Raw genomic sequence first — 16,367 nt, 5'->3', positions numbered from 1 at the left:
TGATAAAGAAGATTCTCTTAAGATACCTAAACTCATTCAACGTTATCCAAAGGAAGAATTACCGGTTGTTCCAATTCCCACGGACGAAGAGGAAGACAATCGTCGATTGTGTACCGAGCATGAGAATTGGACAAGACAACTAACGCAAGGAAAGAATCGGCTATACTAGGTGTATTCACTCAAGCCGGTCTGACTGAGATCACCAAAAAACATTTACGGACAAAAGCATCCAGAGAAACTTCTGTAACTTTACTTCCGGATCGATATCATAAGGAAGCGGAACGAATCTATACTAGTTGTAGATTTAGTCGAACTAAATCTAAAACTCATTGAAGAAGATATTAAAGGCGCTCTGAAAATCAATCAGGCCTACGTTCAAACGATCATGTCCATGCCTGGTATCGGGATGATTACGTCTCTGGCAATTATGAGTTACATGGGGGACTGCAAAAGATTTCTTCCGGTAAACAAGCCGCCTACTACGCTGGTTTAGTTCCCAGAGTTGACATCTCAGGAGATACGGTTCGATATGGTAGAATTGTTTCCCGCGGTTGTCATTCGATCCGAAGAGTGATTGTTCAAGCAGCTTGGAGCCTGGTCCGTTGTCAGCATGGCGGTAAGATTAAAGAGTTCTACGAAAGGTTATATGCTAAAAAAGGAGCAAAGAAATCTATCATTGCTACTTCACGTAAAATGATCGAAGTTCTTTTTTCTATGATTCGAACAGGGCAACTCTTCGACTCTATGCCCGAAAATGTTTTGAATCGTAAGTTAGCTCAATATGGTCTTATGTAAAAAAAAATAGCGGAGGGGCTTGACACAAGGAACATAGGAGGAAGTGAGATAGCAAAAAGATAGCGGAGCGTCATCTTTTGCTCCCAACGAAGTTGGGAAAATCACGACCAATCGAACGACCAATCGAACGACCCAGGTAACTAAAGTGGCACTGCTCCCTATGGGTCGCAGCACCAGGAAGTGAGATTGAGTTAAACCTCGAACGACCCGCCGCTCTCTATGGATCGCGGCGCCTGGGCTGGATTCGCCCAAAACTTCAACCGCCTAACTGACGTTTAGCGAAACTCTCTTTACAATTAAAATTGAAAGTAGATGAATGGAAGTTCCACATCCGGAGTGAGAAGCGCCAGAATCGTCGCGATGATCGGATAAGACGCAAATTCGAGCCATGCGGGAGGATTCCATTCTTTCTTTTTTTCAAAGATGAGATAACCGAGCCACTGGGCCGCGATCACACAAAGAACGACTGGAATTCCGGTTTTCAACATATAAGGACGTAAGCCGCCTTCGGCGTAGACGAACATTTTTTTCAACATGGTCAACTCTTTGGCGATCGATTCGGCGCGAAACCACGTTCCCACGGCGACCGAAACAAAACAGGTAAGAAAGATTTGGATCGGAGCCAAAATCTTATCCGGAATCATTTGAATATTCGGAAAATGTTTTTCTCTCAGACTTCTGTAAATCGCTTCGATCAACAAAAGAGTTCCCTGACAACTTCCCCAGACAAGGAACGTCCAAGCGGCCCCGTGCCAAAAACCCGCCGCGAACATCGTAAACCAAAGATTAAATCGATGACGGAAAACTCCCGCACGATTTCCGCCCAGAGAAATATATACGTAATCCCTGAGCCAAGTGGAAAGAGTGATATGCCATCTCCTCCAATGTTCCGTTATACTTCTCGCGATAAAAGGCATACGAAAATTTTCCGGAAGTTCGTAACCCAACAACAACGCGGAAGCGTAAGCCATATCGGTATAACCGCTGAAGTCGCAATAAATTTGAATGAGAAATAAGGTCGCGCCGAGCCAAAGCGCGGCGGTTCCGAAGTTTGCCGGATCGGCGAATATCTTTTCTATGATCGGAGCCGCGTTATCCGAAAGCACGACCTTCTTGATATAACCCAGGATGAAATAACGGATCGCTTTTCTAAACGGAATGTCGGTTAGATTTTTAACCGTATCCATCTGAGGCAGAAAGGTCCTCGCAGTAACGATCGGGCCCGCGACGAGTTGAGGAAAAAAAGATACGAATAACGCGAATCGTAAAAAACTTTTTTCGGGAAGGATCTGCCTCCGATACACGTCGATCGTGTAACTCAAGGATTGAAACGTATAAAAGGAAATCCCAACGGGAAGGATGATATGTAAAATCGGAAGCGCGTTCTTCACTCCGAAATGCCCGAGGAATAAATTGACCGAGTCCGCAAAGAAATTATAATATTTGAAAAAACCCAAAATGAATATTAGATTCAAAACCAAACTGACCGTAATCAGAATGAATCTGTTTTTCGAATCTTGGGAAGAATGAATTTTTGCGGCGAGAACGAAATCGATCACGGTGGAAAGAAGGATCAAACCGCCGAACCTCCAATCCCAACTCATATAAAAATAGTAGCTGACGACGAGAAGGAATACGTGAGTGAAAGAAAGAGTTTTTGTACTTTTTGTGAAAAAATACGGAATTACATACCAATAAACCAGGAATACGAAAATGAAAAATACGAAAAATTCTAAAGTAGGAAAAAGCAAACCTTTCGCTCCCGATACTCCCTCTATCTTTTTTCAAACACGGTTCCGGTCAAGGAATTATGATCCGAAGCCCCCATACGTCCAACTCGAATTTCCTTTTTGAAAAAAGAAAAACCTTGCATAATTTTCAAGGAAACGATTCAATTTTCAAAAATTCGATCAAGGAGTTGTCCTTTTCATGCAACAAAACAAATTTCGTAAGGCGATCGTAGCGATTCTTGCCCCGATGATTCTTCTCATTTCTTTCGCAAATTGTTTCGGTAAATTTGCGATCGTTAAAAAAGTGTACGACGTAAACGAAAGTTTTAATATCGGCAGCGGTCTGTTGGCAAAACTCATTAAGACTCTCGTAATGTATTTTCCTTTCAGCATTCTTTATTTCGTCGGATTCTTTTTCGATTTAATACTTTTCAACTTAATCGAATTCTGGTCCGGGAACAACCCGGTGGGTTACAACGAATACGACGAAAACGGAAAATACGCCAAAACCTACGAAGAAAACGGAGAAAAACTTTTACTGAATTATTCCGATTTCGGAAAACGATTGGATATTCAATTCGAAAAAGAAGGAAACTCTCGAAACCTAATCGTCCTGCGCGCGGAACCCGGAAAATTCTTCGTGGAGAAAAACGGCAAATTGGAAGAGATCGTCGTTTCCTCCGAATCAATCGGATCGAAAACGATCTTGAAAATGGCGGAACAAGGCAAACTGAAGTCTAGCAAAGTAATCGATACAAAAACGTTAAACGACTTGGAAGCGAAACTCGTTTCCGAATCTCTCTAAATTCTTTCCAATCATCGGGGAATTTTCCCCGATGATTTACATCAAACTCCCGTAACCGTTATTCATAACTATATAATAAAGTACTTATTATTTTGCATTGAAACGGTACTTTGCGATAAAAATTAACGGCACTCGATTTTATAAAGATCGGTAGCAAATCGATTACTGGGCCGCTTTCACTCGGTCGGGAATTTTTAAGACCCCGTATTTGCCGATCTTTCTTTTTGCAAACCAACCCTGATTCACTTCCAAAGCATACAACGCCTTTTCGCTCGAGTGATACAACTCCGAAGTTTGATTGGGTTTCATATCGTGTATGTCCGTGATTCTTTTGTCCGGATTGAAATACGCGATGCTGAGCGGAATCCGCGTATTTTTCATCCAAAAGCTCAAGTATTCCGGTTGTGCGAAAACGAAAAGCATCCCTTCGTCTTCTCCCATGAACTTTCGATACATCAAACCTTTGGCGCGGTCCGCGGGTGTGTTAACGACCTCCACCAGAAGGGGATGTTCGTCCACGTAGATCGTGATTTTTTCGAGGTCCTTGGAACCGACGTTGTATGAAACGGCGAAGATGAAACAGATTATGAATGGAATTTTAAATTTGGATGCAAACATAGTTTTTTGTTTTTTCTTTTGGAATCGATGATCGCTTCCATTTTCAACTTCTTTGAAAAACCTACGCCGAACTCGGGCGTTCGTTCATCCTCCCTTCCGCCTAACTCTCGTTATTTTAGAATCGAGCCGGTCTTTTTTCCAAAAACGCGGTCATTCCTTCTTTGGATTGGCCGCCGTCAAAACAAGCCCCGAAAGCTTTCTCTTCGATGGAAATTCCTTCTTTTAAAGAAACGTCCAGACCTTGTTGGATCGTTTTTTTGACTCTTTCGATCGCCTGAGGTCCCTTTTTCAGGATGGAGTTCGCAATCGTTTTAGAAAAATCTAATAGATCCTCTCCTTCTTTTACGAGTTTATTGAGAATTCCGATTCGATATCCTTCTTCCGCCGTAATCATATCGCCGGTAAAAACAAGTTCGATCGCTCTCGCATAACCGATCAATCTCGCGAGCCTTTGTGTTCCACCGAAACCCGGAATCAGCCCCAAGGAAACCTCGGGTAATCCCAACTTCGCCTTTTCCGATCCGACTCGGATATCGCAGGCAAGGGCGAGTTCCATACCGCCGCCGAGAGAAAATCCGTTGATCGCTGCGATCGAAACGATTCTGGATTGATGCAATTTTTGGAATACTGAATTTCCCAACTTGGAAAATTCCTCACCTTGAGAAACGTTCAAGTCTTTCATTTCGGCGATATCGGCTCCGGCTACGAAAGCCTTCCCTTCTCCGGTTACGATGAGAACTCGAATGTTCTTATCGTTTTCCAACGCGTCCACTTCCCGGCCGATTTGAGTCAGAACTTCCCGATTGAGAGCGTTCAAAGCGGAAGGTCTTTGGATCGTAAGAATTGCGATCGGGCCTTCCTTGATTACGTTGATTGATTTTTCACTCATTTATTTTTTACTCCATTTCCACGATGAGGAAGAGGGTATCGTCCTCCAGAGCTACGTCTCCGAAAAAGTTTTCGACCGCCTTTTGCACGTTTGCCTTAAAGACGCCCAGGTCTTTTTCGGATCGATTCTCATTCAATATTTCAAGAAGCCCTTCCGTTCCAAGAAGTTTTCCTTCCCGATTTTTGTTTTCTATCAAACCGTCCGTGTATAAAAAAAATCGATCCTTTTCCACAAGCGGAAGTTTGACCTGTTCGGCGATCGGTTTTTTGATCCCAAAACCGAGAATGGCGCCTTCGGTTTCGACCTCGTGAAATTCTTTCGTAAAAGATCCGTGGATTAAGTACGGATGACCCGCGTTCGAAAAAGTGACTTCTCTGGAAATAAAATCCAAAAACATATAAATCGCGGAAGCATGATAGGATTGAAATTGTTTTTGCAGAGAATCGTCTATGTAATCCATCAAACGGGAAGGATGTACTTTCAAAATGTAGGGCATGGTCGAAACCATGATCTTGACCATAGAAGCCACGAGGGCCGAAGCGATCCCGTGTCCGGCGATGTCGGTCAAAAAAATTCCTGTGTTTCCTTCCCGGAGTTGAACGAAGTCGAAAAAATCCCCTCCGATATGATTGGGTGTGATCCTCATCACCTCGTATCGAATTCCTTTGATACTCAACTTTCCCGGAAACAGATTCTCCTGAACCTGTTTTGCCACGATGAGATCCTGTTGTATGTATTTGTATTCCAGATCGAGTTCGGACGAAATCGAAATCAGCCTTTTCACGATGATCACCGAAGAAGTTCCGATGACGATACAAAGTCCGTAAACCGCGTCCGGCACGAAAAGGATCCGCGGAAAGTCCTCGAGTCCGAGTTCCATCCTTTTGATGGAAACGAAAAAGATATGCAGACAGATCGCGATCGTTCCGGTCAAAAAACAGGAACTTTTTTTCAATCGGAACATCTGGAATATTACGATTAAAGATATTAGCAAAAAGTAATTGTTATAGATCTGAAGACTTTCCAAATCCTGAAAACGATAAAAGGATTCGTGAAACAGATTCATCATAAGAAAGATGATGACGACGTTGGAGATATGGATCACCCACGAAAGAAATTTCTCCTGAAAGGAAAGGACAAAACTCATCACGTTGACGAGAAAGACGATTCCCAAATAAAGAACGCCCCTCGGCGAGTTCCGAACTTCCGGAATCGCCAGAACGGGATACATCATAAAATGAAGCAGAAACGCGAGACGTATAAACGATTGATCGATCCTTGTCTGATCCTTCCAGGATTCGGCTTCGCTATAATTGAACTCCCTTTCAAAAAACGTGAAAGGATTTAAGAAACCGGATTTGAACTTACCGAATTGTTTTATCCAGGTCATAACGAGTGATTTCCGATCCGGAAAGATAAATTTTTAGATTCCAACCCGACTCCAAGTAACGATCCAGTTTTTCCGAAATTTCCAACGCCTCTTTTTCATCGTTCGCTTTGATAAAAAAAGAGGACGATCCGGCTTTGTAATTATACGGATATCGTTCGTTTAACAAAAGAGAAACTCTGATATGGTCGGCTCTAGTTTCGATCACGATATGAGAGACGTGTTTTCGATTGATAATTCTTTCCTGAATGGAAAGGCTCCAAGGGTTCGTCTCTGCGGACTCAAGTCGACCGAATAAAAAAAGCGCAGGTAAAAGGAAATGGAACATTTTCGTTTTTGAATTTCCCGATCCTTGGGAATTTTGTCGTCCAAGTTTACAAGCCTCCTGAATAAGCGCAAACCATTCCGGTCGAAGACTTTTTTTTTTCAAAACGACAAGCTTCCTGTTTACTTATTTCGACACTTTAGAAAAATCTTTCGTATGTATTTACCCGGCGGCGCTTTGGAAAAATCTTTCCAAACCTTTTGGATCGTATCCGTTTTTTTCGCGCTTTTTTTTTGTAAACCTTCCGGAAACAATCCGTATTATCCGCTTTTTAAAGATCATCCGATCACAAAAGCCGAACGTTATTCCTTATCCGAAGGTTGGGAACACAGAATCGCCGGTCTTGACTCGGACGAACAAAACTTTATTCGGGAAATGAATCGAATCGACGGTTTTAACGATTCACCGGAAGCGGAAATCGATTTGGAACCTTGGAAGAATCGCATACGAGCCGTTCGAAAGTCCCTTCCGAATTCCGTAAATACCTTGCTCGATCGTTCCCTCTTTCGAGTGATTCTTTGTAAAAACTTGGGAAGTACCGGACTCAGTTCTTTCGTTTACGACGGAGAGGTTCCCTTAGGCGGCGTGATCTTTTTAGATACGAACCTATTGACCCGAACCGCAAACCGATGGATTACGAAAAAAGAAAATTCTCCCTTCGCGTCCGGAAACGTCCAAATCCAAGTCAGAATCGAATCGGATTCCGAAGACGATCTTTCGAGGGCGATCGAATACATCTTGTTACACGAAGTCGGTCATATCATCGGCGTTCAGAAAAAAATCGTTCCCGACTTTCGGGAGAAATATCGAAACTTTCGTACATTCGAATTTTCAAAGGGGATTTGGGAGACAGAAAACGTTTCGGATTTGGATTCGACGTTTCCGATTCGTAAGGAAATCCGATTTTATTCCTCCCAACCGATCGAACTCGAAAACAACTGGAAAAAGATTTATCCCGCCTTGGAACAAACGCCCTTTCCCACTCTTTATTCCGCGACAAACGGGGACGATTTTTTTGCGGACTCGTTTGTTTCCTACGTCCATACGAAATTACAAAAGAAAATTTGGACTTTGGAAGTCGTTCAAAACGGAAAAAAAATCTACGAAATGAAAAACGGAATTCAAGAACCCAGGTGTAAAAAACAAAGGGAGTTTTTGGATCGTCTTTTTTTGGAAATGCGCTCGGATTAAGAGGTCGGAATTTTATACCTTAACGTTAGAATCCAAATTTTATAGAAGTTCTACTCATCTCGTTTCTAAATTTCCGAGACCGATCCGCGCCGATCACTTGTCAACTTACCACTTGAAGATTTGAACTCCTTATTAAAATTATAAAATACGGATATCTTTATATAATTTTATTCTTAATTCTTAGAAACAACAAACCAAAACGATTTGTTTTTTTAAAGAAACCGTTTCCATGTACGAATGAGTTTCCTCGGATCTTAAAAACTTTCCGCTTTGATTGGTTAAAATCTTCTATAAAAAACCTCAATTTTGTCTCAATTCTTCCGGATTTAGGAAAGATCATCCGGAATCCGTTCCTAAAACTTTCCAAACCAAACGACGTATTTCGTCCAACGGCAAAAAAAAGAACGCCGGTTTTAAAATAAATTCTACGTTTCGGTTTGCCGAAAGAAAATGTTTTTCCTAGTTGATTCTTCTCTTTCCTTTCTATTTTTGTTATCTTTTCGGGTCGCTAAGGCGGTCAACGTCCTAAAATTTGAAATTTCATTTCCGTTTGAAATTTGAAAATTAGGAAATAAAAAATGAATAAAGTGGCAAACGTATGAAGCTTAAATTTTACCTTTTAGTCTTGTTTTATCTGTTCTTCTGTTTTGAGTTTTCTTTGATCGCAGCCGACATCGTTCGTTTAAAAAACGGTTCCGTACATCGCGGTAAGATACTTTTGGAGGACGAAGAAAAAGTTTTTCTTGCGGAACACGACGATTATATCCGCTACATCAACAAAGAGAACGTGCTCAGTATTACGTACGAAAAATTACTGGACAAAAATAAAAACGCGTTCGTCGCTTCCGAGAAGGATAAACCCGTAAAATCCGAATCCTCCCCTCGATCCAATTCCTATTCCGGAATCGCAACCCCGATCGAAAGAGAACCTCCTCACGCCAATTCTCAAGGAACCGATACCACAGTAGACGTGACTCACGAAATCGTTACGGACTTTATCTGGAGAGGACTTAGTTTTTCGGGCGAGATGGCCAATCGTCGTAGAAACGACAGTTATACTTCCACTACATTTGTTCCCTCCTATCAACCCACGATCGATATCAATACTCCTCTGAAAGGTTTTAAAATTCAGTTCTGGGGTAACTTTCAGCTAACGGAAAGAAACGATCGAAACAACGACGGACGTTTACAATTGTTTCCGGGCGGCCCCGGTCCCGCTTATTTAGGTCAGGGAAACCCGTTTACCGCGCCGGATCCGGATCTTCTCAATCAAAGTTGTGTGTATGATACTCAGAACAACGTGATGAACGGAAACTACGCGACCGGATCGACTTGCGGCGGACTCGTTCCTCGATCCTACAAAGAACAGAACGGTATGAAACGAGCGGACGGTTTATTTTACGCGTTCTATTATTCTTTCGAAAAAACAAGCTGGGGAAAATTTACGGTCGGGACTTGGTTCTACAATACGTTTCACAAAAACCCCGCGTATGTCTCGGCTACATTAGGAGGTTATAATTCTCTTGCGGCTCAAGGAGTTTCGAGTTCGAACAATACCTCCAATCAGGTGACGAGATTGGCTTGGCAGGAATACTATATCTTTTGGCAACTTCCCGAAATTTCGTTTCTTCCTTTTATCGCTTATCTGACTCCCACCGTTTCCTTTTATACGCAGATGAGCCAGGAGAACGCGGGTTTGGCCGCGGGAAAAAATTATCTTTCTCTTTATATGAGTCACGAGTATTTCAAAGAGGAATTTTTTAGAATCACTCCCGCAGTCAACATAGGATACGAAATGTCCAATAACATCGTGGACAACCGTTACGGGATTCAGGATATCACCAGCAGTTTGACGTTTTATTTCGGAAAATTCTTCATCAAAGGAAATCACGTTTATAGACCCGATCTGTATATGTACGATACGGACAATTATTACGGAGCCACGGGCGGTTACGTTAACCGAAATTCTAAAGACGGTTTGATCGTGGATCCTTCGAAAGTAAACGGTCCCGTGAATCAGTTTTTATTGGATCAGATCGCAAGCAGCCCTTTGATCCCCGACGCCGGAGACGGTTCCCTGAGACAGTTGATCAGAGATTCGTATTTGTTGCAGAAAATCCCCGCGCATCTATTTTGGTTCAGCATCGGATTTTCGCACAGTTTTTAAAATTCAAATGGAAGAGGAAAATTCATGAGCATCCGGTTTAGAATTTCGTTATATCTCGCACTCGTACTCATCGCGGGAAGCCTTACGATCACCGCCATCAATGCGATCACGACTTATTTTAAACTTACGCAGGACATCAAAGAATCCTCATCCATGGTCGCTTTTCGATACGCTTTCGAAATCCAGGACTTTTTCGATAAAGCCTTAGGCGGTTTAAGAGGACTCGAGTTCCAACTTTCACACGCGAAACCGACAAGAGAAGAAACCGTAGAAACGTTGAAAGATCTCGTAAATTCCGATCCGAATTACTTCGGTTCCTGGTGTGTTTTTGAACCGGGAAAGTTCGACTCTCAGGATTCTCAATACATCAATAAACAAGGTTACGATACCACCGGAAGATTCATTCCGTATCTCAATAAGTCGGCGGGTCCGGATCGCCCCCTTGTACTCGAGCCGGTGATCTACTACGAAAATCAAGACGTAAGCGGATACTTTTATAATATTCCGAAAAAAACGGGGATGGACTATATCGCGGATCCGTTCGCTTATCCGGTGTCCGGCAAAGAAGTTTTAATGATTTCGGTGGTAAAACCGGTGCGTAGAAACGGAGAATTTGCGGGTGCCGTCGGCATGGACATCGCCATGAAAAACATGCAGGAGATGTTGGCTCCGATTCGTCCCTATCAGGGAGAAGGATACGTGAACCTGATTTCCCCCGGAGGTTTTTATGCGGCAAACGGACAACAACCCGAACTGGTGGGAAAAGAGATTCAAGATCCTGAATGGAAAAAAATGATTTTAGAAGGAAGTAAGAAAAAAGAAATCCAGGTTTATGAAAAAAACAAGGCCATTCATTTTTTCTATTCTTTCTATCTCGGAAATTACGATAAGAAATGGATTTTGGAAGTCAGCGTTCCCGACAACATCTTTTGGAAAAATCTGTCCTTGATCATCCTGGAAACCATAGCCACTTCCTTGGTCACGATGATCGCCATCCTAATCGTATTAAATATAATATTCCAAAAATTGATTACGAACGGGATCAACGCCGCAATCTCCTTTTCCGAGGAAATTTCCTCCGGAAACCTGATCGTAGATAATAAGTACGAACGTAAGGACGAAATCGGAAAACTTCTTATTTCCTTGGACCACATGAAGAACAACATCAAAAAGATCATCTTAGAGATCAAAGGTTCTTCCGAATCCTTGAATTCCACTTCGGATCAGATGGCGGAATCGTCCAAAAGTTTTTACGACGTCGCACAGGAACAAGCTTCCGCATCGGAAGAATCTTCGGCGGCGATCGAGGAACTGGCCTCTTCTGCGGAAAATGTGGGTACGTCGATGGAAAAGGCGATTTCCCACATGAAAGACATCGACGGAAACGTGGTTCTTTTGAAGGAACAGATCGCGAAAATCAACGAAGAGATGAAATCTCTCGCCTTTCTCGCGAGTGAATCGCAACAACAAGCGATCACCGGAGAAAGTTCCATGAATCAATCCACGAAGGCGATGGACGAAATCGGGGACAGCGCTTCCCGGATCAACGAAATTCTTTCCATCATCACGGACATCTCCGAAAAGACCAACTTACTCGCGTTAAACGCCGCCATCGAAGCCGCACGAGCCGGTGAAGCCGGAAAAGGATTTGCGGTCGTTGCGGAAGAAATTTCCAAACTCGCGTCTCAAACTTCCAACAGCGTTCAAGAAATCGGACAACTTGTGGAATCGACGAACCGCGCCGTAATGAACGGAACGGGTAAGGTTAAGGAAGCGTCCGGAATTCTGGCAAAACTCAGAAGTTCCGTGGATATGTTCGGAGTTTCGGCGAAAAACGTTTTGGATTCGGTGAACACTCAGGAAAAGAATACGGAGAAAATTCATCAGAGCGCGAGTTCACTCATGAGTTTCAGCCTTCAAATCGAAGGAGCCGTTCAGGAACAAAGACGCGCTTCGGAAGAGATCACAAAAACGATCTTGAGTATCTCGGACGGAACTCAAGAGATCGCAGGCGGCGCGGACGACTTAACCGGATTTTCAAAGAACATGCACACTCAATCGGAAGGATTGTTACGCCTCATCAATCAGTTTAAAATATAGCGAGCGCCCCTTAGGAAGCGAGCTATGGCCGTAGGCAGCGGAGCGTCGCCGGAGGCTCTTTGCGATAGCAAAGATGAGCGCCCCTTAGGAAGCGAGCTATGGCCGTAGGCAGCGGAGCATTATCGAACGACCCTTAGGGAGTGAGATTGAGTTAGACCGGAGGCTCTTTGCGATAGCAAAGATGAGCGCCCCTTAGGAAGCGAGCTATGGCCGTAGGCAGCGGAGCATTATCGAACGACCCGGGTAACTAAAGTGGCACTGCTCCCGATGGGTCGCAGCACCAGGGAGTGAGATTGAGTTAGACCGGAGGCTCTTTGCGATAGCAAAGATGAGCGATCGGTTTGACTTTTAATTGGTCAAAGCGGTCGAGATGGTAGAAACCAATTCCCTTTCGTCCCAAGGTTTTTTCAGATAAGACCGAAGATTGATTTCTTTTTTAAGCGCCTCAATGGAGGAATCGTCGGCGTGACCGGTGACGATTACTTTTTGAATATCCGGGTACTTGCTATGAACCTGTCTCAAAAATTCGTCTCCCTTGACGTTGGGCATCAACCAATCGGAAATGATGATCAAAATTCTAACGTCTTCGTGAATCAATTCCTCGATGATCTGCCACGCTTCTCCGGCATCGAGAGCCGTTTCGTATCTGTAACCGTCTCCGAAGTGACGCTTAACTTGGGATTTCATGCTCATCAGGATCAGAGCTTCATCGTCTACAAAAAGAATCGCTTTATCCAATGGAAGTACCCACCCTCGCTAATGGATTCGACTCGTCGAATCCTCAAAAAACGCAGAACCTAACGTTAATTGGAAAAAAAATAATGACAAGTGGATTTTAGAAAAAGCTACAAAGACATTTAAAGCGACACCTGAGGAATCGGTAGAATCTCCGGAGCCGGTTCCATAATATAATACCCCTGACAATATTCCACACCTAAGGAACGAACGGTGTCAAATTCCCCTTTCCCCGCTACAAATTCGGCAATTACTTTCGCCCCGATTCTATGAGCCATCTCGGCCATCGCGGAAGCGAGTAGATACGGAGTTTTACTCAGATGGATTCCTTGTATGAATTTACCGTCGATCTTGATATAATCCGGATCGATTTCCATCAACCTTTCAAAGTTGGATTGATCGACTCCGAAGTCGTCTATCGCAATCTTACAACCGGATTCTTTAAGTTCTTTTAATGTATCAAGCCCTCTTTCGCCTCCACGCAAACGATCCGTTTCCAAAATTTCCAGAGTAAACCGCTCCGGGGAAATTTCATAATACTGCAGACGGCTTATGACCCAAGGAGCAAAACCTTTTTTTTCCAAATCCGATTCGGCGATGTTCACCGAAAACGAATATTCCGGATATTTTGCAAAATATCGAATCGACTTTTCGATCATGATCGGAGTCAGAAGACGAATGATCCCGGTCGATCTGGCGATCGATATAAAACTTGCGGGCGAGTAAACCCGATCCCCGTCCTGAATTCTCGCAAGACATTCAAATTTAGTAATCTTCTCCAACTTGTTATCGTAAATTCCCTGAAAGTAAGGAACGACGTTGCCGACATTGATCGCGTAATTCAATTTCCTTCCTAGGATGAGATTGATCCGATACTGATCTCCCTCCTCCATCGCGTTGGAATAACTCATCAGTTCGATTTCCGTATTCTGAGCCGCGTGCATCATCGCAATTCTAGCCTTGTAATAAAGGGAATCTTGATGAGTCGCGACCCCGATGGAAACGTTCACACGAAAGGAAATTTCGTCGGCCTCGATGTATTCCGATCGGAGAAGAATCCGAAACGCGACCAAAAGGGAATAGAATTTGTCCTCCTCGACGTCGGAAAGAACCGCGACCTCGTCCTGATAAAGATGAAACAGACTGGCGGAATCGCCCATAAACGAAGAAAGAGAAGCGAGAAGCTGCTTGAGTACTTTATGATATACTCCCACTCCAAAATGTTGAGTCGTGGAGGTCGAGGATTCGATCCGAATTACTGCGAGGGTACACTGAATTCCCTGAGATTCCTTTTCCTCCAAAACCCTTCTCAGACTTTCTAAGTTGGGAAGGCCGGTCTCCCGATCGTAAAGAAGAGTCGTTTCCAACTTTCGATTGAGTTCCACAAGCGAAAGATCCGAAAAGTAAGACTTCAAGGCTTCTCGAATCGTAAGAATCAAATCGTTGGAATCCCAGGGTTTGGACAAATATCTGTATAAGTTCGCGTGATTTAAGGCGTTACCGACGGCGTCCGCGGAAGCCTGACCGGTCAGCATGATTTTTCGAATATCCGGTTTTCTGTTGTGAATCCGAATGAGCAACTCATCCCCTTTCACACCCGGCATCACTTGATCGCAAATCACGACGGGGATATCGATTCCCTTTTCAACGTATTCTTCTAAAATTTCCCAGGCGGCTTCCGCATCTTCGGCAATTTCTATGTCAAAGTCCTTACCGAACGCGAGTTTGAGTTGTTCTTTTAATCCTCTCAAGATGATGGGTTCGTCGTCCACCAAAAGTATGATCGGCCTTGAATCCCTATTTTCTTCCTGAGAATTTTTGTTTCCGTACATTCAATGATCCTAAAACGGTAAACCGTCTAACAGTATTTTCATGATTCTCTTTAACCCGCGTTAGCTTTTTCAAGAATCAAGTGGACGACGATCTTCTATTGACAACCGAGTCTGTAATTCTCTACCCTTCCATATAGGACGCCAATTATTTTTTTATATCCCCGTCAAATCCGAAGGTTTTAATGATTCTTGTAAATTTTGAAAACGAAAAAGAAATTAGTTTACCCGAAAATTCAACGCCCCCGAGCTTGTTGGAAGTCGGCTTGGTCAACGGCATTCCTCACACACACGCTTGCGGAGGAAACGCTCGATGTTCCACTTGTCGCGTTTTGGTTCTGGAAAACCCTTCCCATTTATCCCCGCCGGAACCAAAGGAAAAGGACTTGTCTCAAAGGAAAGGTTTTCCGAAGTCCGTTCGACTGGCGTGTCAGGCGCGGGTTTTAGGAGACGTTCGCGTTCGAAGAATCGTTTTGGACGACGAAGACTACAATCTTACAATTCCGGGATCGACTACGATTTCCGGGGAAGAAAAGGAAATCGCGATCCTTTTCAGCGACATCCGAGACTTTACTCTTTTCTCCGAATCTCATCTTCCTTACGACGTCATTCATATTCTCAACCGATATTTTTATAAAATGGGCGATATCGTTTTAAAACACGGCGGTAAAATCGATAAGTACATCGGAGACGGATTGATGGCGCTTTTCGGAGTGGACGGAGGTTCGCCTCGCGAGGTTTGTCTTTCCGCATTACGCGCGGCCAAAGAGATGGAACTTGAACTCTATTCTCTCAACGAATATTTAAAATCCCATTTTCATACCGAGTTTCGGATCGGAGTCGGAGTACATTATGGAAGCTGCATATTAGGACAACTCGGCCATCCGGCCAACATGTCTTACACGGCTATCGGGGATTCCGTGAACATAGCGAGTAGAATCGAATCCAAAACCAAAAAGGCGGGAACGTCCGTTTTGATTTCGGAATCTCTCTACGAACAAGTAAGGGATACGGTTCTGAAAGGAAGAGTTTTTTCCGCACAACTCAAGGGAAAAACCGGAAACTACAAACTTTATGAAATCCGGGAGATCCTAAAAAAAGCCGGTCTAAACGCGTGGGAAGAGGCGAAAAATTCTCTGAGAAGGATCGTACTCGTTCGTGAAACCGGAAGCTGGTTGAAACTTGTCTATCATCTCGCCTGTCTTTTCGATAAAAATCAAAACTGGGTCGGACTTTCCGCCGCAAACTCTTTTGAAAACTTTACCAAACTTCCGGAAAACGGAGACCTGGTTCAAAATTTTTATCAGCTCAAAGAATGGAAGGAAACCTTCAACGAACGCAATCAAACCTCCTTTTCTTTTGCGGACTTTCTCGCACTCGCCGGAACCGTAGCGATTGAAAAATCGGGAGGACCGAAAATTCAAATCGAACCCGGAAGAAAGGACGAATTGTTAAACGAAGTCGTTCAGATCCTTCCCTTAGGAATGGAAACTCAGAAGGATCAACTTCCTTGTCTTCAAAAGATGAAACTCGGAATTCAGGATTTAGTGCTCGTCTCCGGAGCGCGTACCATCGGGTGGTTGGGAGGAGAATCGTTCACCACAAATCCTTATAACTTCGACAACAGTTATTTTCACGTTCTTCTCAGAGCGGGATTGGAAGGCCCCTTGTTGATACCGAACGACAGGGAACTTTTGAAAAACGACACATCCAGAGCGCTCGTGTTGGATTACGCGCTCGATCCGTCCAAGTTTTTCGAAGACTTCAAGTCTACGTATTTGAAACTTACGACTTGA

Annotated in this window: 12 protein-coding genes and 1 pseudogene; 6 read left to right on the top strand and 7 right to left on the bottom strand. The window is 43.6% G+C overall.

The window, feature by feature from the left end; genetic code table 11:
- Nucleotides 1-795: pseudogene (locus tag LEP1GSC060_RS19065) on the top strand (IS110 family RNA-guided transposase); the annotation flags it as partial.
- 296 nt (nucleotides 796-1,091) lie between these two features.
- Here LEP1GSC060_RS19065 and LEP1GSC060_RS00490 read toward each other — a convergent pair.
- Nucleotides 1,092-2,546: an MBOAT family O-acyltransferase gene (locus LEP1GSC060_RS00490; protein WP_002993521.1), complete on the bottom strand. Its 1,455-nt coding sequence runs from the start codon at nucleotides 2,544-2,546 to the stop codon at nucleotides 1,092-1,094.
- 178 nt (nucleotides 2,547-2,724) lie between these two features.
- Between LEP1GSC060_RS00490 and LEP1GSC060_RS00485 the strand changes: the two genes are divergently transcribed.
- Nucleotides 2,725-3,330 carry a DUF3332 domain-containing protein gene (locus LEP1GSC060_RS00485; protein ID WP_002993566.1) on the top strand — a complete coding sequence of 202 codons (606 nt, stop codon included), beginning with the start codon at nucleotides 2,725-2,727 and terminating at the stop codon, nucleotides 3,328-3,330.
- Between the two features lie 162 nt (nucleotides 3,331-3,492).
- Here LEP1GSC060_RS00485 and LEP1GSC060_RS00480 read toward each other — a convergent pair whose 3' ends face one another.
- The 4 genes from LEP1GSC060_RS00480 to LEP1GSC060_RS00465 all read right to left on the bottom strand — a co-directional run bounded on the left by LEP1GSC060_RS00480 (nucleotide 3,493) and on the right by LEP1GSC060_RS00465 (nucleotide 6,552).
- Nucleotides 3,493-3,948, bottom strand: a complete 456-nt coding sequence (locus tag LEP1GSC060_RS00480; RefSeq protein WP_036094921.1) for a DUF192 domain-containing protein — start codon at nucleotides 3,946-3,948, stop codon at nucleotides 3,493-3,495.
- A gap of 115 nt (nucleotides 3,949-4,063) precedes the next feature.
- Nucleotides 4,064-4,837, bottom strand: a complete 774-nt coding sequence (locus tag LEP1GSC060_RS00475; RefSeq protein ID WP_002993486.1) for an enoyl-CoA hydratase-related protein — start codon at nucleotides 4,835-4,837, stop codon at nucleotides 4,064-4,066.
- Between the two features lie 7 nt (nucleotides 4,838-4,844).
- Nucleotides 4,845-6,227, bottom strand: a complete 1,383-nt coding sequence (locus LEP1GSC060_RS00470; RefSeq protein ID WP_002993492.1) for a PP2C family protein-serine/threonine phosphatase — start codon at nucleotides 6,225-6,227, stop codon at nucleotides 4,845-4,847.
- On the bottom strand, nucleotides 6,202-6,552 hold the full coding sequence (locus LEP1GSC060_RS00465) for a hypothetical protein (protein ID WP_036094936.1): 351 nt from the start codon (nucleotides 6,550-6,552) through the stop codon (nucleotides 6,202-6,204). The genes LEP1GSC060_RS00470 and LEP1GSC060_RS00465 overlap by 26 nt, the downstream gene beginning before the upstream one ends.
- A 153-nt stretch (nucleotides 6,553-6,705) precedes the next feature.
- Here LEP1GSC060_RS00465 and LEP1GSC060_RS00460 point away from each other — a divergent pair, with 153 nt between their 5' ends.
- From LEP1GSC060_RS00460 to LEP1GSC060_RS00445, 3 genes are all read left to right on the top strand, one after another.
- Nucleotides 6,706-7,740 carry a hypothetical protein gene (locus tag LEP1GSC060_RS00460; protein ID WP_002993498.1) on the top strand — a complete coding sequence of 345 codons (1,035 nt, stop codon included), beginning with the start codon at nucleotides 6,706-6,708 and terminating at the stop codon, nucleotides 7,738-7,740.
- A 598-nt stretch (nucleotides 7,741-8,338) separates the two neighbouring features.
- The gene (locus LEP1GSC060_RS00450; protein WP_036094918.1) at nucleotides 8,339-9,907 is read left to right on the top strand and encodes an LA_0442/LA_0875 N-terminal domain-containing protein; all 1,569 of its coding nucleotides are present in this window, start codon (nucleotides 8,339-8,341) and stop codon (nucleotides 9,905-9,907) included.
- Nucleotides 9,908-9,931: 24 nt separating this feature from the next.
- Nucleotides 9,932-12,007, top strand: a complete 2,076-nt coding sequence (locus tag LEP1GSC060_RS00445; RefSeq protein WP_002993530.1) for a methyl-accepting chemotaxis protein — start codon at nucleotides 9,932-9,934, stop codon at nucleotides 12,005-12,007.
- Between the two features lie 348 nt (nucleotides 12,008-12,355).
- Here the strand turns inward: LEP1GSC060_RS00445 and LEP1GSC060_RS00440 are convergent, their stop codons facing one another.
- A complete protein-coding gene (locus LEP1GSC060_RS00440) occupies nucleotides 12,356-12,745 on the bottom strand; it encodes a response regulator (protein ID WP_002993548.1) in 390 nt (129 codons plus the stop codon).
- A 119-nt stretch (nucleotides 12,746-12,864) separates the two neighbouring features.
- Nucleotides 12,865-14,574 carry an EAL domain-containing protein gene (locus LEP1GSC060_RS00435; RefSeq protein ID WP_002993482.1) on the bottom strand — a complete coding sequence of 570 codons (1,710 nt, stop codon included), beginning with the start codon at nucleotides 14,572-14,574 and terminating at the stop codon, nucleotides 12,865-12,867.
- A gap of 182 nt (nucleotides 14,575-14,756) precedes the next feature.
- Here LEP1GSC060_RS00435 and LEP1GSC060_RS00430 point away from each other — a divergent pair, with 182 nt between their 5' ends.
- Entirely contained in the window at nucleotides 14,757-16,367 is a 1,611-nt protein-coding gene (locus LEP1GSC060_RS00430) for a peroxidase family protein (RefSeq protein ID WP_036094913.1), read from the top strand.

The sequence above is a fragment of the Leptospira weilii serovar Ranarum str. ICFT genome, assembly GCF_000332415.1.
Taxonomy (GTDB): Bacteria; Spirochaetota; Leptospiria; order Leptospirales; family Leptospiraceae; genus Leptospira; species Leptospira weilii_A.
The sequence above is the reverse complement of the archived record's forward strand: the minus strand, read 5'-3'. Positions and strand labels throughout refer to the sequence as shown.